The sequence below is a fragment of the Pseudomonas sp. Leaf59 genome (assembly GCF_920984685.1).
In the GTDB taxonomy this organism is placed as follows: Bacteria; Pseudomonadota; Gammaproteobacteria; order Pseudomonadales; family Pseudomonadaceae; genus Aquipseudomonas.
Window position 1 is genome coordinate 1 of sequence record NZ_CAKLBR010000008.1, and the last position, 19,526, is coordinate 19,526.

The 19,526-nt window shown below is 57.9% G+C and carries 15 protein-coding genes; 7 read left to right on the forward strand and 8 right to left on the reverse strand.

From position 1 onward, the window contains the following. Positions 1 to 190 precede the first annotated feature (190 nt). From ppa to exaC, 8 genes are all read right to left on the reverse strand, one after another. Positions 191 to 718 (reverse strand): inorganic diphosphatase, encoded by a 528-nt coding sequence (gene ppa, locus LUB09_RS10785; RefSeq protein WP_003237090.1) that lies wholly within the window; start codon positions 716 to 718, stop codon positions 191 to 193. Between the two features lie 108 nt (positions 719 to 826). Then, complete coding sequence (locus LUB09_RS10790; protein WP_231422550.1) at positions 827 to 1,642, reverse strand: zinc-dependent peptidase; 816 nt, start codon at positions 1,640 to 1,642, stop codon at positions 827 to 829. 6 nt (positions 1,643 to 1,648) lie between these two features. Beyond that, positions 1,649 to 2,305 (reverse strand): DedA family protein, encoded by a 657-nt coding sequence (locus LUB09_RS10795; protein WP_003237086.1) that lies wholly within the window; start codon positions 2,303 to 2,305, stop codon positions 1,649 to 1,651. 211 nt (positions 2,306 to 2,516) lie between these two features. Further along, entirely contained in the window at positions 2,517 to 2,975 is a 459-nt protein-coding gene (locus LUB09_RS10800; RefSeq protein ID WP_231422551.1) for a GNAT family N-acetyltransferase, read from the reverse strand. Positions 2,976 to 3,065: 90 nt separating this feature from the next. Then, positions 3,066 to 3,899: an ethanolamine ammonia-lyase subunit EutC gene (eutC, locus tag LUB09_RS10805; protein WP_231422552.1), complete on the reverse strand. Its 834-nt coding sequence runs from the start codon at positions 3,897 to 3,899 to the stop codon at positions 3,066 to 3,068. Beyond that, positions 3,896 to 5,290 (reverse strand): ethanolamine ammonia-lyase subunit EutB, encoded by a 1,395-nt coding sequence (locus tag LUB09_RS10810; RefSeq protein WP_231422553.1) that lies wholly within the window; start codon positions 5,288 to 5,290, stop codon positions 3,896 to 3,898. The genes eutC and LUB09_RS10810 overlap by 4 nt, the downstream gene beginning before the upstream one ends. 52 nt (positions 5,291 to 5,342) lie before the next feature. Further along, the gene (gene eat, locus LUB09_RS10815; RefSeq protein ID WP_057010148.1) at positions 5,343 to 6,776 is read right to left on the reverse strand and encodes an ethanolamine permease; all 1,434 of its coding nucleotides are present in this window, start codon (positions 6,774 to 6,776) and stop codon (positions 5,343 to 5,345) included. A 196-nt stretch (positions 6,777 to 6,972) separates the two neighbouring features. Beyond that, positions 6,973 to 8,493, reverse strand: a complete 1,521-nt coding sequence (gene exaC, locus LUB09_RS10820; RefSeq protein WP_209985236.1) for an acetaldehyde dehydrogenase ExaC — start codon at positions 8,491 to 8,493, stop codon at positions 6,973 to 6,975. Positions 8,494 to 8,753: 260 nt separating this feature from the next. Here exaC and LUB09_RS10825 point away from each other — a divergent pair, with 260 nt between their 5' ends. The 7 genes from LUB09_RS10825 to LUB09_RS10855 all read left to right on the forward strand — a co-directional run bounded on the left by LUB09_RS10825 (position 8,754) and on the right by LUB09_RS10855 (position 19,268). Continuing rightward, entirely contained in the window at positions 8,754 to 10,649 is a 1,896-nt protein-coding gene (locus LUB09_RS10825; RefSeq protein ID WP_231422554.1) for a sigma-54-dependent Fis family transcriptional regulator, read from the forward strand. Positions 10,650 to 10,895: 246 nt separating this feature from the next. Continuing rightward, entirely contained in the window at positions 10,896 to 14,228 is a 3,333-nt protein-coding gene (locus tag LUB09_RS10830; protein WP_231422555.1) for a hypothetical protein, read from the forward strand. 192 nt (positions 14,229 to 14,420) lie between these two features. Beyond that, positions 14,421 to 15,506, forward strand: a complete 1,086-nt coding sequence (locus LUB09_RS10835) for a hypothetical protein (RefSeq protein WP_231422556.1) — start codon at positions 14,421 to 14,423, stop codon at positions 15,504 to 15,506. A 343-nt stretch (positions 15,507 to 15,849) separates the two neighbouring features. Beyond that, positions 15,850 to 16,902: a hypothetical protein gene (locus LUB09_RS10840; protein WP_231422557.1), complete on the forward strand. Its 1,053-nt coding sequence runs from the start codon at positions 15,850 to 15,852 to the stop codon at positions 16,900 to 16,902. A 113-nt stretch (positions 16,903 to 17,015) separates the two neighbouring features. Continuing rightward, positions 17,016 to 18,365, forward strand: a complete 1,350-nt coding sequence (gene mpl, locus LUB09_RS10845) for a UDP-N-acetylmuramate:L-alanyl-gamma-D-glutamyl-meso-diaminopimelate ligase (RefSeq protein ID WP_231422558.1) — start codon at positions 17,016 to 17,018, stop codon at positions 18,363 to 18,365. After that, positions 18,362 to 18,991 carry a flavin prenyltransferase UbiX gene (gene ubiX, locus LUB09_RS10850; protein ID WP_209985229.1) on the forward strand — a complete coding sequence of 210 codons (630 nt, stop codon included), beginning with the start codon at positions 18,362 to 18,364 and terminating at the stop codon, positions 18,989 to 18,991. Before mpl ends, ubiX begins: the two co-directional genes overlap by 4 nt. Next, positions 18,984 to 19,268 (forward strand): YceK/YidQ family lipoprotein, encoded by a 285-nt coding sequence (locus LUB09_RS10855; protein ID WP_209985226.1) that lies wholly within the window; start codon positions 18,984 to 18,986, stop codon positions 19,266 to 19,268. The genes ubiX and LUB09_RS10855 overlap by 8 nt, the downstream gene beginning before the upstream one ends. Positions 19,269 to 19,526 lie beyond the last annotated feature (258 nt).

Genomic DNA, 19,526 nt, shown 5'->3' on the forward strand with positions numbered 1-19,526 from the left:
TCGACTTGGTCTACGACCGACAATTTAAAAGCTAGCGTGTAATCGCGTTGGCTGCGCCTTTTTCCCGTATCCATTGAGTCCTCCTGAAGAAAGGTCAGAAGGTGTAAACCTTATTCAGGACGGGACAGCGCTCACAAAAAAGCCCCAAGTGATCGGGGCTTTTTATGGGCGAGGCAATGAAGATCAGGGATCAGCCTTTGTAGGCAGCCACCGACTTCATGATCTCGGCGCGGGCGGCGTCTGCGTTGCCCCAGCCTTCGATCTTCACCCATTTGCCTTTTTCGAGGTCTTTGTAGTTCTCGAAGAAGTGTTTGATCTGCTCCAGCAACAGCGGTGGCAGGTCGGTGTATTCCTTCACGTCCACGTACAGCTGGGACAGCTTGTCGTGTGGCACCGCGATCACCTTGGCGTCGCCGCCGCCGTCGTCGGTCATGTTCAGGATGCCGACCGGGCGGGCGCGGATTACCGAGCCTGGCGTAACCGGGTAAGGGGTCACGACCAGCACGTCGAGGGGATCACCGTCGTCGGCCAGGGTGTTGGGGATGAAACCGTAGTTGGCCGGGTAGAACATCGGGGTGGCCATGAAACGGTCAACGAACAGGCAGTCGCTGTCTTTGTCGATTTCGTATTTGATCGGCGCGTGGTTGGCCGGAATTTCGATGGCGACGTAGATGTCGTTCGGCAGGTCTTTGCCAGCCGGAATCTTGCTGTAGCTCATTGGGCGTTGCCCCCGTAGTTGGCCATTGAACATGGCCGGATTGGCCTAAAAGTGGCGGCGATTATAGGCATATTCTGACGCCGATGCCATGCGCCAGACGTCGTACGGTCATTCAACCGGCGGCTGGTAGCGCGGGTCGTGGGCTTGCAGGTGGCGCAGGCGGGCCAGGGGATCCTGGCGATAAAAGCGGCTGAGTTGGGTGTACACCTGTGGATAACTGTCGACCAGCAAATCCGGGGCACTGAAAAAATATTCGCTGGTGACGGCAAAGAACTCCGCCGGGTTTTCCGCTGCATAGGGATCAATGACCGTCTCGATGTCGGGATCGGCATCCAGTTGGTGATTGAGGTCATCGAAGGCGTCTTGCATCACGCTGGCCCATTCCTGCACGCGCATATTCTTGTGCAGCGGCGGCAGGCCGTTGGCGTCGCCGGTGAGCATATCGAGCTTGTGGGCGAGCTCGTGAATCACCAGGTTGTAGCCTTCCCAATTGCCGCTGGCCAGCACCCCGGGCCAGGCGAGAATCACCGGGCCCTGTTGCCAGGCTTCGCCGCTGTGCTCGCCGTCCCACTCATGCTCCACGCCGCTGGCATCGCGATGGCGCTGGGGGCTGAGGAAGTCGTCGGGGTACAGCACGATTTCGTGGAAGCCTTGATACCAGTCGAGATCGCCCAGGTTCATCAGCGGCAACTGCGCCTGGGCGGCGAGCAGCAGGCGTTGCTCCTGGTGCAGGTCGACGCCGGGCAGGGCGGTGAGGTGTTTGTCGGCAAGGAAGAGGATGCAGGCTTCGCGCAACCACTGATCCTGTTCGGCGGTGAGGCCGTCGAGGAAGGTCAGGTGGCTGCGCACCCGCTGCCAGGTGTCATCGGCGATCGGGTGCCGGGCCAGCAGGCGCCGGCGACGCCAGGCGCTGAGGGACCACATGGCCGGTTACTGCGGCTTGGCTTCGGAGGAAGCGCGACCGAAACGGCTGCGGAACACGCCAATGATCATCGGCACCAGCGACAGCAGGATGATGAACACCACCAGCAGCGACAGGTTCTTCTTGATAAACGGCACGTTGCCGAAGAAGTAGCCCAGGGTCACCAGGCCACCGACCCAGAGAATGGTGCCCAGCACGCTGAACCCGAAGAAACGCGGGTAGGGCATTTTGGCGATGCCGGCCACAAACGGCGCAAAGGTGCGCAGGATCGGCAGGAAGCGCGCCAGGGTCACGGTTTTGCCGCCGTGCTTGTCGTAGAAGTCATGGGTTTTTTGCAGGTAGTCGCGGCGGAAGATCTTCGAGTTCGGGTTGCTGAACAGGCGTTCTCCGGCGGTTCGCCCGATGACATAGTTGGTGCTGTCGCCGAGGATCGCGGCCAGCATCAACAGGCCGCCGAGCAGTACCGGGTCCATGCCGCCACCGGCGGCGACGGCGCCAGCGATAAACAGCAGGGAATCACCCGGCAGGAAGGGCATGACCACCAGGCCCGTTTCGCAAAAAATGACCAGGAACAGAATGGCGTAAATCCACGGACCGTAGTTGGTTACCAGCATGTCGAGGTAAACGTCGAGATGCAGGATCAGGTCAAGCGGGTTGAAATCCATGGATGGCACCTGTGTGAACGGCCCGACTCGGCAGGCCTCTGCGGAGGCTCGGGCAATAAGGCTACAAGTGACTGTCGCATTTCTTACAACCCTGGAAAGGTCCGCATTATACGGATTGAGCGTTGAAAAGCGTGCTGCTTTTGTAGCGGGGCGTGTCGTGGTTGCCAATGTGGGATAGGCACCCACATTGAAGCTGCGAGAGGCTTTGGCGTCAGTCTTGGTTGATCGGCAGAACGTAATTCTTGAACTCGGTGTCTTCGCGAAAGCCGATCGACTCATAGGTTTTCTGCGCCACTTCATTGTCACTGCTGGTCGACACCCGCAGCCGCACCGCGTGGGTTTCCCTGGCCATTTTCTTCGCGGTGCGCATGAGGTTGTCGGCCACCAGTTGCCGGCGCGCATCCTCGGCCACATAGATGTCGTTGAGGATCCACACGCGCTTGAGCGACAGAGAGGAAAAGCTCGGGTACAGCTGGCAGAACCCCAGCAACCGCTTGTCGTCGTCATCGGCCAGCGCCAGGTAAATCACCGACTCTTTACGGCGCAGGCGCTTTTCCAGAAAGTCCCGCGACGAATCCGGAAACGGCAGCGCGCCGTAGAATTCACGGTATTTGACGAACAGCGGGGTCAACAGGTCCAGGTGTTCCAGGGTCGCTTGAGTAATCCGCATGCCAGGCCTCAACTTCCAAAGGATATGACCACAGGAGCGGCCGTGACTTGATGCTGCCTAACGACGCGAAAAAGCGCAATCGTGCCGCGATCAGTCCGTGGGTGGGCTAAGCAGGAAGTTTCCTTTCATCAGGTCGGGATCGTCGGATTCGAGGGTTTGCACTTGCGCCTCGTCCTTGAGATTGACCCCCGACAGCTGCCGGCGACACGCCTCTCGCATCAAGTAAAGCAGGCGATGGGCCGCCATGCCGTAGCTGAGGCCTTCCAGGCGCACGTTGGAAATGCAGTTGCGATTGGCGTCGTTGAGGCCCACCTTGGGGTTGTAGGTGAAATACAGGCCCAGGCTGTCCGGCGAGCTGAGCCCTGGCCGCTCGCCGATCAGGATCACCGTCATTTTGGCGCCGAGCAGCTGGCCGATTTCATCCGCCACGGCCACGCGGCCCTGCTCCACCAGAATAACCGGCGACAGGGACCACCCCTCGGCGTGGGTCTGTTCTTCCATGCGCGTCAGAAACGGCAGCGTATGTTTATGCACCGCCAGCGCCGACAAGCCATCGGCCACCACCACCGCCAGGTCCACGCCGCCGGGATTCGCTGCGGCGTAGTCGCGAAGGTGTTGGGCCGACTCATCACTTAAACGTCGACCCAGGTCCGGCCGTTGCAGGTAGCTGTGGCGGTCGGCGGCGGCGCTGTGCAGTAACAGGCTGTCGCGGCCGCGTTCGGCCAGTTGGCTGCTCAAGCCTGCGTGATCGAAGGGCAGGTGCACCGCATCCCGCGCCTGGGCGTGGGCGAATTGGAAGTCCAGTTGCGCACTGGTGGGCAGGCTGGTGCCGGTGCGGCCCAGAGCGATGCGTGCCGGGGTGAGGCGGCGCAATTGCAGCCACGGGTTGTCAGGCAGGTCGAGTGACACGGGTGGCTCCTTCATCCGAGTTGCGCCAGGGCGTGGCGGAACGCCGGTGGCAGGCTGTTGCCAAACTGCACCTTGCCATCGGCCTGGGTAAAGATGCCCATTTTGGCCAGCCACTGTTCGAATTCCGGCGCTGGCTTTAAACCTAATGTTTGGCGTGCGTACAAGGCATCGTGGAACGAGGTGGTCTGGTAGTTGAGCATGATGTCGTCGGAGCCGGGGATGCCCATGATGAAGTTGATCCCGGCCACGCCCAGCAGGGTCAGCAGGGTGTCCATGTCATCCTGGTCGGCTTCGGCGTGGTTGGTGTAGCAGATGTCGCAGCCCATGGGCACGCCGAGCAACTTGCCGCAGAAGTGGTCTTCAAGGCCGGCGCGGATGATCTGCTTGCCGTTGTACAGGTACTCGGGCCCGATAAAGCCGACCACGGTGTTGACCAGAAACGGCTTGAAATGCCGCGCCACCGCATAAGCGCGGGTTTCGCAGGTTTGCTGGTCGACGCCAAAGTGCGCGTTGGCGGACAAGGCACTGCCCTGGCCGGTTTCGAAATACATCAGGTTCTGGCCCAGGGTGCCGCGCTTGAGGCTCAAGCCTGCGTCGTAACCTTCCTGCAGCACGCTCAGGCTGATGCCGAAGCTGGCGTTGGCCGCCTCGGTGCCGGCAATCGACTGAAACACCAGGTCCAGCGGTACGCCACGGTTGATCGCCTCGATGGAGGTGGTGACGTGGGTCAGCACGCAGGCCTGGGTGGGGATTTCGTAGCGCTGGATGATTGCGTCGAGCATCTCCAGCATGGCGCAGATCGAGGCGGTGCTGTCGGTGGCCGGATTGATGCCGATCATGGCGTCGCCGTTGCCGTAGAGCAGGCCGTCGAGGATGCTCGCGGCGATGCCCGCCGGTTCGTCGGTGGGGTGGTTGGGTTGCAGGCGCGTCGACAGGCGCCCGCGCAGGCCCATGGTGCCGCGAAAGCGGGTGACCACGCGGATCTTCTGCGCCACCAGCACCAGGTCCTGCACGCGCATGATCTTGGAGACCGCCGCGGCCATTTCCGGTGTCAGCCCGGGCGCCAGGGCGCGTAGGGAATGTTCGTCGGCTGCATCGCTGAGCAGCCAGTCGCGCAGGCCGCCCACGGTCAGGTGGCTGACCACGGCAAAGGCTTGTTTGTCGTGGGTGTCGATGATCAGCCGGGTGACTTCGTCGCGTTCATACGGGATCAGCGCTTCTTCGAGAAAGTGCTTGAGCGGGATGTTCGCCAGGGCCATTTGCGCCGCGACCCGTTCACCGTCGTTCTGCGCGGCGACGCCTGCGAGGACGTCACCGGAACGGGCCGGGCTGGCCTTGGCCATCACGTCCTTGAGGCTGTCGAAGCGGTAGGTTTGCGCACCCACCGCGTGGGAAAAACTTGCCATACAGTGTCTCCTTGGCGACGCAGGCAGCGCCCGCGTCGAGGTTTACGGCAGTTCAGTGCAAGGCGGCCTCTGCGGCCTGGATCGCCGCGAATTCTTCTTCGGGCGTGCCTGCTACCAAGTGATGCCGGCTGTAGAAAGCAAAGTAAGCAATTAATACTCCATAGATGATCGCGGCGCCAATCACCACCCGTGGATCCACCAGAAAGCCCGCCACCACGGCCACGCAGGCCAGTACCAGCGCCACGCCCGAGGTGAAGATGCCGCCCGGCGTGCGGTACGGACGGTCCATTTTGGGGCGGCGAATGCGCAGGGTGATGTGTGCGGCCATCATCAGCACGTAGGAAATGGTCGCGCCAAACACGGCCACCAGGATCAGCAAGTCGCCCTGGCCGGTCAGCGACAGGCCAAAGCCGATGATGCCGGGGATCACCAGCGCCAGTACCGGCGCCTTGCTCTTGTTGGTCTCGGACAACTTGCGCGGCAGGTAGCCGGCACGGGACAAGGCAAAAATCTGCCGGGAATAGGCATAGATGATCGAGAAAAAGCTCGCGATCAGTCCTGCCAGCCCGACCAGGTTGACGAAGCTGCCCATCCAGGTCGAACCGCCGTACGCCAGGGCCAGCGCCTCAACCAGCGGGTTGCCGGATTTGACCAGCGCATAGGTGCCGGCGCCGCCCGGCGCAATCACCAGAATCAACAAGGCAAAACTGGTGAGCACCACAATGGCGCCGATCAGGCCGCGCGGCAGGTCGCGCTTGGGGTTGCGGGTTTCTTCGGCGGCCAGCGGCACGCCTTCCACCGCAAGGAAAAACCAGATGGCATAAGGGATCGCAGCCCACACGCCGACGTAGCCGAACGGCAGGAAGCTGCTGGCGCCTCGCGCTTCGGTCACCGGCATGTCCAGCAGGTTGGCGACACTGAAGTGCGGCACCATCGATACCAGAAACACGCCCAGGGCAATGGCGGCGACGGCGGTGATCACAAACATCAGCTTCAGCGCTTCGCCCACGCCGAAGATATGGATGCCGATAAAGAGGATGTAGAACGCCAGATAAATCATCCAGCCGCCAATGCCGAACAGCGACTCGCAATAGGCGCCAATAAACACCGCGATGGCGGCGGGGGCAATGGCGTATTCGATAAGGATGGCGGTGCCGGTAAGGAACCCGCCCCAGGGTCCGAAGGCGCTGCGGGCAAAGCCGTAGCCGCCACCGGCGGTAGGAATCATGGAAGACAGCTCGGCCAGGGAAAAACACATGCACAGGTACATGGTGGCCATCAGCAACGTGGCGAGAAACATGCCGCCCCAGCCACCCTGGGCCAGGCCGAAATTCCAGCCGGCGTAGTCGCCGGAAATCACGTAGGCAACGCCCAGGCCGACCAGCAGCACCCAGCCGGCGGCGCCTTTTTTCAGTTCGCGTTGTTGGAAGTAGTCGCTGTCGACGTTTTCGAAGTCGACGGAGGAGCGAGTGGGTTCGCTGGACATGAGGAAGTACCTTCCATTCTTATTGTTTTTAACTCGGCCTATATAGGCCGAATACACATCGCAAGTACCTGTGGAGATCCAAATGTGGGAGGGGGCTTGCTCCCGATAGCGGTGGGTCAGTGGCACACAGAGTGGCTGACACACTGCAATCGGGAGCAAATCCCCTCCCACAGGGACTTGCATTGCAGTCAGAAAATCAGAAGAAGCCCAGCGGATTAATGTCGTAGCTCACCAGCAAGTTCTTGGTCTGCTGGTAGTGATCCAACATCATCTTGTGGGTCTCACGGCCCACGCCGGACTTTTTGTAACCACCGAATGCCGCATGCGCCGGGTACAGGTGGTAGCAGTTGGTCCACACACGGCCCGCCTTGATCGCGCGGCCCATGCGATACGCGCGGTTGATATCGCGAGTCCACAGACCAGCGCCCAGGCCAAACTCGGTGTCGTTGGCAATGGCCAGGGCTTCGGCTTCGTCCTTGAAGGTGGTGATGCTCACCACCGGGCCGAAGATTTCTTCCTGGAACACACGCATCTTGTTGGTGCCCTTGAGCAGGGTCGGCTGGATGTAATAGCCGCCGGCCATGTCCCCCGCCAGTTTCTCCACCTTGCCACCGGTCAGCAGCTCGGCGCCTTCGCCCTTGGCGATTTCCAGGTAGGACAGAATCTTGTCGAACTGTTGCTCGGATGCCTGGGCGCCGACCATGGTGTCGGTGTCCAGCGGGTCGCCACGTTTGATCGACTCGACCTTTTTCATCACCACTTTCATGAAGTCGTCGTAGATCGACTCTTCCACCAGCGCGCGCGATGGGCAGGTGCACACCTCGCCCTGGTTGAAGAACGCCAGCACCAGGCCTTCAGCGGCTTTCTCGATGAATTGTGGCTCGGCCTTCATGATGTCGGCAAAGAAGATATTCGGCGACTTGCCACCCAGCTCGACGGTGGACGGAATGATGTTCTCGGCCGCCGCATGCATGATGTGCGAGCCCACCGGCGTGGAGCCGGTAAAGGCAATCTTGGCGATGCGCTTGCTGGTGGCCAGGGCTTCGCCGGCTTCCTTGCCGAAACCGTGCACCACGTTCAGCACGCCCGGCGGCAGCAGGTCGCCGATCAGCTCCATCAGCACGTTGATGCCCAGCGGTGTTTGTTCGGCGGGCTTGAGCACCACGCAGTTACCGGCGGCCAGGGCCGGCGCGAGTTTCCAGGCGGCCATCAGCAGCGGGAAGTTCCACGGGATGATCTGCCCGACCACGCCCAACGGTTCATGGAAGTGATAGGCGGCGGTGTGTTCGTTGATTTCGGCGCTGCTGCCTTCCTGGGCGCGGATGCAGCCGGCGAAGTAGCGGAAGTGGTCGGCGGCCAGCGGAATGTCGGCGTTGAGGGTTTCACGCACGGCCTTGCCGTTGTCCCAGGTTTCAGTGATGGCCAGCAGTTCAAGGTTCTGTTCGATGCGGTCGGCGATTTTCAGCAGCACCAGCGAGCGGTCCTGGGCCGAGGTCTTGCCCCAGGCGTCAGCGGCGGCATGGGCGGCGTCCAGCGCCTTGTCGATGTCTTTGGCGGTGGAGCGCGGAAAGTCGGCGATCGGTTTGCCGTTGACCGGCGAGGTGTTGGTGAAATAGTTGCCGTCGACCGGCGCCACGAATTCGCCGCCGATGTAGTTGCCGTATTTGGCCTTGAACGAAACGATGGCGCCTTCGGTGCCGGGGTGTGCGTAACGCATGGTGGGTATCTCCTGACTTTTATGTTTATTGGAGTACAGCGATGTTGCGCGTGATAAAGCGTAGAGCAAAGGTCGGGCCAGCGCGTGGCAGGTCAGGTAAATCAAGGGGTTGGCGTTTGTTGCAAACCGTTGCTGTCACGCAGGCGGTACAGTCGAAGTGACAGTTTGTGCCATAAACGGTACACCCCATGGGCGCGCGATTGCATTGGCTGGATGGCTGGGGGATGCTGGCCGTTCTCACGCAGGGAGAACAATAAAAAATGCGCAACGATCATTTCAGCCGCCATGCCCGACAAGTCATCACCGTGGCCCATGGCCGCGACCCGTCCAGCGATCCTTCCATCGCGCGCTCCTGGCTGCGCTGCCTGGAGGACTACCACCTCGACCCTGCTCAGACTATCGCCCCCACCGTGCTCGAACACGGCCGCTTGCAGGAAAGCCGCGAGCGCCTGCAACAGGTGCTGCACATCGCCGGCAGTGAGATGAACAGCCTGCACCAGCAACTCTCCGGCGCCGGTCACGCGGTGCTGCTCACCGATGCGCGCGGGGTGATCCTCAACTGTGTCACTGCGCCGTCCGAGCGCAGGATTTTCGAGCGCGCCGGACTGTGGCTCGGTGCTGATTGGAGCGAGGCGTGCGAAGGCACCAATGGCATCGGCACTTGCCTGGTGGAGCGCCAGTCCGTAACGATTCACCGCGATGAGCATTTTCGTGGCCGTCACACCGGCCTGACCTGCTCGGCGAGCCCGGTGTTCGACCCCCATGGCGAATTGCTCGCGGTGCTGGATGTGTCATCGGCGCGTGAAGCCGTGTCGCGTCAGAGCCAGTTTCACACGATGGCGCTGGTGAACCTGTCGGCCAAGATGATCGAGAGCTGTTACTTCCTGCGTCATTTTGAGCATCACTGGTTGCTGCGCTTTCATCTGCAGGCCGAGTCAGTGGGCCTGTTCAGTGAGGGGCTGTTGGCGTTCGATGGCGATGGGCGTATCTGCGCGGCCAATCAAAGTGCCCTGAACCTGCTGGGGCATGCTCGCGGCGGTTTGCTCGGGCACCCTGTGGAAGCGCTGTTCGACTGTACGCTTGACCAATTGCTTGGGCGCGCAAGCGCCAATGCCACTGCGAGCTGGCCACTGCGTACCCGTGAGGGTCGTCATCTATTTGCTGCATTGCGTGGTCAACAGCGCAGCGTGCCGACACACGCTGCCAGTCCAGAAGTGCCAAGCCTGCCGGGTATTTGTCTGAGCGATCCCGCGCTGCAGGCGGACTTTGGCAGGGCGCTCAAAGTATTCGAGCGCGATGTACCGCTGCTGATCAATGGCGAAACCGGCTGCGGCAAGGAAGCCTTCGCCAAGGCCGTGCACCAGGCCAGTCGAAGGGCCGATAAGGCGTTTGTCGCCATCAACTGCGGCGCTATCCCGGAAAGCCTGATTGAAAGCGAACTGTTTGGCTACCGAGGCGGCAGCTTCACCGGCGCGCGCAAGGAAGGCATGCCGGGCAAACTGCAAGAGGCCGATGGTGGGACGCTGTTTCTGGATGAAATCGGCGATATGCCCCTTGCTCTGCAGACCCGCCTGTTAAGAGTGCTGGAGGACCGTATCGTGGTGCCCATCGGCGGTGAGCCTCAGGCCGTGGATGTCAGAATCATCAGCGCCACCCACCGCAATCTGCTGGAGCGTGTGCAAGAAGGCAGTTTCCGCGAGGACTTGTATTACCGGCTAAATGGTCTGGAGGTGGCGCTGCCGGCGTTGCGTGATCGTGCTGACAAGTCACAGGTGTTGGATTTTTTGTTGATGCAGGAAGCAGGCGGCCAATCGGTGGAGCTCAGTGCTGCTGCACGTGAGGCATTGTTGACGTTCGCCTGGCCTGGAAACCTGCGTCAGTTACGTACAGTCCTGCGCACACTGTGTGCTCTCTGCGACGATGGGAGGGTGTGTGTAGAAGATCTGCCCATGATTATCCGGCAGGTTCAGCCCGAGGGCGTTGCTGAGGCGAGCACGCAGCGCGCCTTGGGTAACGCAGAGCGCCTTGCTCTGCTGGATGTTCTGGAGCGTCAATGCTGGCACATGACTCATACCGCTGCCTGTTTAGGCGTGAGTAGAAATACGCTTTACAGAAAATTACGAAAGCACGGAATTACCAGGTATTTGGTAACTTAAGCTACAGGTTTTTTAGAATGATCGGCATGTTACTAAGTCATTGAGGTTCATAATGACGTCATCAGCGATTCAGTCACTTTTTGTTATGCCTTGGTAAGCTATTGAATTTATAGTGTGTTAGGCAAATAGGTGCCATCGCTTGAAACTTCAAGGTACATTTGTAGGGCGCGTAGCGTGTAAATTGTAGGTCAAGCGACCACTCAGTGTATGAACGGGGAACTACCGTTTCTACAGCGGAGCAGTCAAATGATTTATAACGAGAATATCGCGGTACCAGTTGTTGCTGTTTATGGTGCTCCTCTTATTGAAACGTGCGCCTCGAATGCTGAAAATAAAATATCGTCGTGGTCATTTTCGAGTGTTCGAAGCGCGGATGACGGCGTTATTCGTAAGAAACGCGGTGCCGAGCAGGATGACACTCTTGGTGCCCGCGCCGTAGCTGATGTCGCAGTGGCAAAAGCATTCGCACGCGGGTCGGCTAACTATGTCTTTCAGACGTCGATAAACCCACCTTATGTTTCAGTTGCTCCGGAGTCCACACTGGGACGCTGGCGTACGACGCTGGAGAGTGCATTAAGCGGCGCTGCTTTCTCGGCATGGGCGAAGGAGCAAGGTCTGGATACGACGAAACTGAGGTTGAGTCCTTTCACTGGAGAGCTTGCAGGCGGCGTCGGCGATAAAGAACATACCTTTTCTCTCACGGACAACTCGGGATGGTCTGAAATCTGCGGAACGCTGTTGTCTATCGCGAACGTCATCGCACCTGAACCTGGCCAAACCCTTGATCTACCCTGGCCTGCGGGCAAGGTACCTATGTTCCTGGTGGGGAAATTCTATAACGAGCCTATTGACCTTTCGCCTGCACAGGCTCAGCAGAAACTCGCTGGATTACAGGCACGTTCAAGCTTTTCATTCAAGCAAATGTCCCATGCGTCACAACGATCTCCAGAGTCGCTGGAGCAAAAGCAAACAGCATTGGGTGATGACGCTAACAATCATGCGCTCATTGCTGCGCTGAAGTTACAAGCCAACGATGCCACTGGGAGAATTAACCTGAACAAGGTTTTCATCCCTGTTGATCCCCGCTCCACCTATTCCATCATTGACGGTGAACCGTGCAGCGAGCTCAGTGTGGCCGACATACTGGAGGGCAATGAGCTTTATGTGCCGAAGAACGCCAGAGAAGCCGAAAATCTGGCGAACACGTTGTTCTTTGACCTTGCTGCCAGGGCGCCTCAGTCAAATACAGGTGGCGCGCGGCCTTTGACCCGCTCATCGGACTACGCAGCGCTGAATGACCACGCGAAAAAGCAGATTCTGAGTGTCGTAGAGCAATGGAAAGCTCAGTCGGAAAATAGGGTATCAAAGACTGACGTCGGACCGGGTGTAGAAAGTTTGATGGGTCGGCTGGTCCGCAACCTTCCTGAAAGTACAAGGAAAGCGATAAAAAATAATCCAGCAAAGGTACTGGATGAGCTTATTCGATTGCCGGCCGCAAAAGCCTTGGGCAAAAAAATACAGGAAGAGGTACTGGGAGTTGAAACTGAAACCAGTGCCCTTGAGTTTGCCAGCGCAGCACTGGCACTCGACCTGGATCCTGCTGCCGGTGTATCCCGTCACAACTTGATGGGGTGCAACGTGTATGCACCAGAAAACATCGGTTTATCGCCCGCCGACATTACGCAACGTCTTATTCGTCATCTTGAAGGTAAGGTAGGCCGTGAGATAGCGCCTGTCGCGGCGCATTTGTTGTTGTCGATTTCAGCGCCAGAGTTTCTGGCGAAAAATCAGCTGCCTAATGTTGTTTATGGTTCCCATACGTGGGCGTTTTATTCCATTGATGCATTGCGCATTGAAAAACAGGTCCCGGGTGCCGTAGCCAATATGACACAGGCTCAGGTCACGCTTTTTGGCGCTACTGATCCGATTTCGAGCGAAGGTGATGAGCAGTTGAAGGACGTCCGGCGGGGGGCTGTCACGGATTGGGGTGTTGCAAACGGGGTAATCAGCGCGCGTGCACATAATGATTATTCTGCACAGGATTATAATCTGGCAGTGACCGCCTTGGTAAAACAGAAAAAGGAGTTGAATTGGGCGTCTGACGCTTTGAAGGCGTCGCCTCCTACCCGTAAGGACGTTGCAATTTTAGAGTTGGAGCGGGTTTTTGGTGAGGGGGTGGATTTCGAGAGTAAGGTCATCAAAGATGATAACGAATATTGGCCGCTGAACTTCAGTTATTCGCTGGTTGATATTTATATGTCTGGAGAGCTTAATACAAGAGTTTGGGTGTCAAGTGATGAAAAGGCCGTGCCGTATAATAGTATGCGACGACAGTTTCATAAATTAAATCCAGATATTAATGAAGCGTTTGACACGGCATTTTCGAAGTATCTGGCAAAAAAAGAGACGGCTGTTAGCACGTTGTTCAGGTATCACATGTCCTTGCTGCCTCTGGCTGATAGGGAGATTTTTAATACGTCACCTATCAGCTTTTACGCTGTGCGTAGAAATTACGATGGTACAAATTATGTCAAGGTGCGTGGTCGAGAGCGCCTCGTTCCTAATGGCAAGCCCAGCCCTCAGGAGGTTGAAGCACTGACAGGGCGTCATGGCGTGCTTATACAGGCCGATCGCGGTAACGGGCTTTTTGACTACTACAGTTATTTCCCCGCTCAGGCAAAGATAGTCAAAGAGCCAGGTTTATCGGGACCTCTCGTGAGCAGGCCACAAAAGCCTTGGGCTGGGCCTTTGCGCAACGATAGAGGTGACGTGCTGCGCATTGACGATAACCCCTATCATGGTGTACCGGCAAAAAATCATGTCAGGTCACGGGTACTGGTCGAGCGATTGGCGCCACCGGATACGGATTTTTCTGGCGTGCATGTGCCATCTGATATCGCAGATGGTCTGAAGGGCAGTTATTTTTCCAGAAGAGGTCGCGTACTGGGTTCAACGGTTAGTCATCACTTTTTGCCTGCGGATGACCAAGAGAAAGAGTTGGCAAGGGCCGTGACAGACAGAGAGCAGGAAAGAATAACCAATAGAAAGCTGGACAGTTTTTTTCTCAGCCTTGCCCCTTTTCATGATGGGATCAAGGCGGCCATTGATGGGAATGCGTCAGAGGCTGTCTTAGAGCTTGGTATGGATATCTTCGGCTTTCTTATACCCACCGCCGGGCATGTTCGAAAGTCCCTTAAAGCGGGGCGCGGCTTAATAAAGTCTGCCGCTTCGGGAGCAGTGAAAGGAATCGCTTCATCTTTCTCGATAGACGATTTTTTAGAAGCACCAAAAAATATAAGAAGTGGGCTAAATGCGTTGCAGAAGGAGACGCGGAATCTGGGTGCTCTCGTGCCGCAAAGATTGTCAAAATCCGTTAAAAATGTTGATTCCAGAAAAACGTATCAACACAATGATATTGTCAGAAACTTTCATCGGAGAGTAACGGGTAAGGCCGAGGATATAAAGCCTGCAACAGCGATCTTTCTCAATGGGGGCTGGTATGCTTATAACGTTATAACTAAAACCCCCTATGGCGTGCAGCTGACCCAGGATGCGTTAGTTGGCGCGGCCACAGCGTAAGTATTTAGAACGTTGCAACGTCTTTTAGTGAATGCCTTGTTGCCGGTGGCGCGTGCCATTTTTACAAACTGTAATAATAAGATAGATGGCAGTTGTTTATTGTTTTTTTGGAACTTTATGGGTGGGTTTGCCACTTAATTTGTGGAGGAAATGGATGGCTTCCTAATGTAAGTTAATCATTAGGTGAATCATATGAACGTTATAAGCTCAACAGTATCGCAGTTGTCTTTCGCTCAGCAGCAGTTGGCGCCTGAGGCAGCGAGCAAACCATCAGCAGCACCTGTATCACCAGACAACCACGTTACTGCAACAAACGCTAAACGTGCTGGCGATGCTATCGAATATGAGATGTTTGCTGATGAGGGTGACCGCTTCACCAGACCTGCTCGTGGGCGACTCTCCAGGCTTTTTAAGAAAAAAACTGCACCTGCTCCGGCAGATATCAAGGCGCCGGACTCGATAAAGGCATCAGGGAGCGCAGTCAGTACTTCCGAAGCGTCGGGGATTACTCGATTCGATCAGGATTTCGCCAAACAGCAAGCCGAAATCAAGCTGGATGATAATACTGTCAGCAAACTTGGACGGGAAGACGTCGTCATCGTAGAGCCTACTTCCGTACACTTGGCGGTGGCCAGTGCAAATGTTAACGGCAAGGCGGTATCGCCCTTTTCCTCAGACACGTTGAAGAAAGCAAAAAAGGAATTTGAAGAGGCTACAGGGGCATCGGATACCGATACACGTCTCAAGGCAGACGTTGAGGACGTCGATGCTAAGTCCGAGGCGATCGCGGAGCCCGAGAAAAAGAAAATTTCGGACACTAAGAAGGCTTTGATCGTTATAGGCGTCGGTGCGGTGGTGACACCCGCGGTTGCCGGTATTGTCGAGGCCTTAAAAAAGGCATTAGCCGACGATCCCGCCGTTAAATTCGCTGCTTCCCTGAAAGATACAAAAATTATCGATAAGACTCAGGAGGAAGTTTTTGCTGTAGCGAATATGTTGACTAAACTTGTTGGGGAGAAAGAAATTAAGGCAGATCTGCAATGGGCTCTTAAAAGCGACGAACAGCGGATGACTTCACTTGAGTCGATCATTATCGAGGCTGAGAAAGGTTTCATTAAACTGGCTGAAAAGTTCAATGTCCCCTTTGCGCTTCCTGAGTACTTTCGCATCGAAGATCCACTTATCGAGTCGCGCGCAAAAGTGATTGAGTCCAGGCTGGCTGTTATCATCGCTCTCAGTGAGGCCGTCACGAATGAAATTAAAGTCAAGACGGCGTAAGGCTGGGGCATCGCTTATTAAAACCTGAGGGGACACAGTGCTGTTAACGGCACTAGAAAAACCTTGACCACCAATCGCCGTGTTGTTCGAAGAGGTAGTGTGCACGCTTCCTTATCGAGCCCCACGGCGCTTTTTTTCAGCCAGCAATTGCCTGAGATGGCAGGTTTTCATTCCTGTAGGTGGGCAGCGTTGAAAATGTCGGTTAAAAACTCTTTTTATGAATTACCTGAAACTTTCATACAGGTTGCGTAGGCCTATTCGCAGGAACTGCTCCAGCCCGGCTGCCCACTCAAACAGGGCAGCTGTAAGAGCGATTCACACAATAAAACTCACGCGAGCTAACATGATGATAATTATAAATCCACCTATCCCGATCATTACTTTACAACCTGATGGCGTCGATCATCCCCCTGTGCAATCCAGCCCCCACGAGACTGATCATTTGGATCAACCTTTGGCGCGCAGCAAGCGAGGTATTAAAAGCATAGGCTTTGGCGGGCTTTTCGGACGAAGGTCAACCAGACCAGCCGGTCTTCCAGACACGGTACCGGTCTCCACGCCCAGGCCCAAGCCTGCACCCCCGCTCAAGTCTCAACCCGGCCCCGCTCCGAAGCTTTCGGGAAGCGGTTTCAGGGATGCCGGAAAGACGGTCATTATTGCCAATAAAATCAAGGCAAATGACGAAGTGATGATGACGAACTTGCGTAGGCAGGCGCCGCTCAGTGTGGCTGAGGCCGCCAAGCGGGTTATCGACGCCGAGAGCCTGATCAAGGCCGGTGTGGTGTCGACCGGGCCCAACGCCAGCCGAGTGGCGCGTGATGCGTTTATCAGTGCCGGGATCACCGGCGTTGTCAGTGCGCCTATCAATGTAGCGGCCTATGCCGGTTCCGTGGCCACCGGGGAGACAATCAAGTCTTCATACGCCCCTGGGGTGCTGCCGCCGCCTTTCCTGCCGGGGGCCTCAAGTCAGCCCAAAACTGGCACACCTCTTCAGTCTGAGGCTGAGCACTCGACTACAACAGACTCTGTCAAGGCACGCCTGGAAGACTTCGAGGTAAAGCTGCTCGGCATGGCCTCGGCCGTCATGTTCATGCTGGGCGACACCAGCAGCGTGTTCACCAAAAATGCGAGTTGGCCAAGTGATGACGTCGGGCGCCTGAGCAACCTCGAAAAGTTATTGGGCCTTTCCGAGCAACATTTCAAAAAAGCCGCGCGGCAGAACGGGCTTGTTTTCAAACCGTATAAACCCGGAGAAAAAATACCTGAAGATCCAAAAGAGCGTCTTGATCTGATCGAAAGGAAGTTCAACCCTCTGGCCGCAGCTTATGAAAAACTGCGCTTCCTCGCTGCGATGAAAGCGCAGGAGCGTAAAGCCGAGGCTTCAACTACCGTCTGACGCAGGCCAGCCGGGCGACGTGCGCCAGCATTCATCGTTCGGCGACCCGCCGCATAACAGGTGCGATTTCCCCCTCCCTGCGCTAACCTGCCTCGATGTTCAAGAGGTCAACCATGCACATTCATATTCTTGGTATTTGCGGCACATTCATGGGCTCGATGGCGGTACTCGCCAAAGAACTGGGCCATCACGTCACCGGCTCCGATGCCAACGTCTATCCGCCCATGAGCACGCAACTGCAAGCCCAGGGCATTGAATTGACCCAAGGCTACGACCCCTCACAATTCGACCCCGTTCCGGACCTGGTAGTGATCGGCAATGCCATGTCCCGTGGCAACCCGGCGGTCGAGTATGTGCTCAATAAAGGTCTGCCGTATGTCAGCGGCCCGCAGTGGCTGGCCGACCATGTGCTGCAAGGTCGCTGGGTACTCGCGGTGGCCGGCACCCACGGCAAGACCACCACCAGCAGCATGCTCGCCTGGGTGCTGGAGCATGCCGGCATGAGTCCGGGTTTTTTGATCGGCGGTGTGCCGCAGAACTTTTCGGTGTCGGCCCGTCTGGGCAACACGCCATTTTTTGTAATCGAAGCCGACGAATACGACAGCGCCTTTTTCGACAAGCGCTCCAAGTTTGTCCATTACCGTCCGCGTACAGCGATTCTCAATAACCTCGAGTTCGATCACGCCGACATTTTCCCCGACTTGCCGGCCATTGAGCGGCAATTCCACCACTTGGTACGCACCATCCCCAGCGAAGGCCTGGTGATCCACCCGACCACAGAGCCTGCGCTGCAGCGCGTGATCGACATGGGCTGCTGGACCCCGGTGCAGACCACCGGCGCTGGCGGGCAGTGGCAGGCCAGGCTGCTGAGCGAAGACGGTTCGCGCTTTGAAGTGCTGTTTGAAGGCGAGGCGCAGGGCATCATTGCGTGGGACATGACCGGCCAGCATAACGTCGCCAATGCCTTGGTCACCCTGGCTGCCGCACGGCATGTGGGTGTGGTGCCCGCTATGGGTATCGCTGCGTTGAGCGCGTTCAAAAGTGTGAAGCGTCGTATGGAAAAGGTCGCTGACGTGAATGGGATTACCATTTACGACGACTTTGCCCATCACCCCACGGCGATTGCCACCACCCTGGATGGCCTGCGCAAGCAGGTCGGTGATGCCCGGGTTATCGCGATTGTCGAGCCTCGTTCAAACTCCATGAAGCTCGGCGCGCACCGTGATGGCTTGCCGCAGAGCGTCAACGATGCCGACGAGGTGGTCTGGTATGCCCCTGCCAATCTCGGCTGGGACCTGCCGGCGATTGCCGCGCTGTGCACCGTCCCGTCGACGGTGTGCGATTCCATCGACGGCATCATTGAGCACGTCAAACAGCAGGCCGGGCCAGGCACCCACGTGGTGGTCATGAGCAATGGCGGCTTCGGCGGCCTGCACGGCAAGCTGGCCGAGGCGCTCAAATGAGCGGCCCGGAACGCGTTACGCTGGCAATGACCGGCGCTTCGGGCGCGCCCTACGGCCTGCGCCTGCTCGATTGCCTGGTGCGTGAAGAGCGCGAGGTGCACTTTTTGATCTCCAAGGCCGCGCAGTTGGTAATGGCCACCGAAACCGACGTGGCGCTGCCGCCCAAGGTGCAGACGATGCAAGCGTTCCTCACCGAATACACCGGTGCGGCGGCGGGGCAGATCAAGGTGTACGGCAAAGAGGACTGGATGTCGCCGGTGGCCTCGGGCTCCGGCGCACCTGCGGCGATGGTGGTGGTGCCGTGCTCCACCGGTACGTTGTCGGCGATTGCCACCGGTGCCTGCAACAACCTGATCGAGCGGGCGGCGGATGTGACACTCAAGGAGCGTCGCCAGTTGATTCTGGTGCCGCGTGAAGCGCCGTACTCGAGCATTCACCTGGAGCACATGCTCAAGTTGTCGAACATGGGCGTGACCATCCTGCCCGCGTCGCCGGGCTTCTACCACCAGCCGCAGACCATCGACGACCTGGTGGATTTCGTGGTGGCGCGCATTCTCAACCTGCTCAATATTCCCCAGGACATGCTGCCGCGCTGGGGCGAGCACCATTTGAGCAGTGATGAATAAGGCGTTGCTGGTGGTGTTGGCGCTGCAACTGGCCGGCTGCGCCACGGCACGCACGCTGGATGCCGCGCAGCCCGGCGCGCCGGTGGTGTATGCCGGTACACGGTTGGACCTGTACGCGATTGACGGCGGCTGCTGTGCCAAGGACAAGTTCGGGGCTGAGGCGCCGCGCTACCCACATGCAGACCTGCCGGCCAGCGCACTGCTCGATACGCTGTTGTTGCCGCTGTCGGTGTTGACAGTGCTGGGCGTAGGCTTTAACGCGACGGGCGGTCTCTAACAATTGGCGCCTCTGTGGCGAGCCGGTCTGTTGTGGCGAGCGGGCTTGCCCTAATGCCGTTCAGTTAAGTGCAGATTCCCTGTGGCGAGCAGGCTTGTCCTGCGTTGGGCTGCGCAGCAGCCCCAAAGCCAGGCGCTGAGCCGTATCAGGTACACCGCGTTTTGCTCGATTGGGGGCGCTTCGCACCCCAACGCGGGGCAAGCCCGCTCCCCACAGGCATGTGGCTGCCTGAACTTCAGGCTTTAAAATCAACGCGCT

Coding starts and splice junctions, on each gene's coding strand:
- LUB09_RS10830 (WP_231422555.1), top strand. CDS start 10,896: ATGATTTATAACGAGAATATCGCGGTACCAGTTGTTGCTGTTTATGGT.
- LUB09_RS10825 (WP_231422554.1), top strand. CDS start 8,754: ATGCGCAACGATCATTTCAGCCGCCATGCCCGACAAGTCATCACCGTG.
- LUB09_RS10835 (WP_231422556.1), top strand. CDS start 14,421: ATGAACGTTATAAGCTCAACAGTATCGCAGTTGTCTTTCGCTCAGCAG.
- mpl (WP_231422558.1), top strand. CDS start 17,016: ATGCACATTCATATTCTTGGTATTTGCGGCACATTCATGGGCTCGATG.
- exaC (WP_209985236.1), bottom strand. CDS start 8,493: ATGCGTTACGCACACCCCGGCACCGAAGGCGCCATCGTTTCGTTCAAG.
- LUB09_RS10790 (WP_231422550.1), bottom strand. CDS start 1,642: ATGTGGTCCCTCAGCGCCTGGCGTCGCCGGCGCCTGCTGGCCCGGCAC.
- ppa (WP_003237090.1), bottom strand. CDS start 718: ATGAGCTACAGCAAGATTCCGGCTGGCAAAGACCTGCCGAACGACATC.
- eutC (WP_231422552.1), bottom strand. CDS start 3,899: ATGAAGGAGCCACCCGTGTCACTCGACCTGCCTGACAACCCGTGGCTG.
- LUB09_RS10855 (WP_209985226.1), top strand. CDS start 18,984: ATGAATAAGGCGTTGCTGGTGGTGTTGGCGCTGCAACTGGCCGGCTGC.
- LUB09_RS10810 (WP_231422553.1), bottom strand. CDS start 5,290: ATGGCAAGTTTTTCCCACGCGGTGGGTGCGCAAACCTACCGCTTCGAC.
- ubiX (WP_209985229.1), top strand. CDS start 18,362: ATGAGCGGCCCGGAACGCGTTACGCTGGCAATGACCGGCGCTTCGGGC.
- eat (WP_057010148.1), bottom strand. CDS start 6,776: ATGTCCAGCGAACCCACTCGCTCCTCCGTCGACTTCGAAAACGTCGAC.
- LUB09_RS10795 (WP_003237086.1), bottom strand. CDS start 2,305: ATGGATTTCAACCCGCTTGACCTGATCCTGCATCTCGACGTTTACCTC.
- LUB09_RS10840 (WP_231422557.1), top strand. CDS start 15,850: ATGATGATAATTATAAATCCACCTATCCCGATCATTACTTTACAACCT.
- LUB09_RS10800 (WP_231422551.1), bottom strand. CDS start 2,975: ATGCGGATTACTCAAGCGACCCTGGAACACCTGGACCTGTTGACCCCG.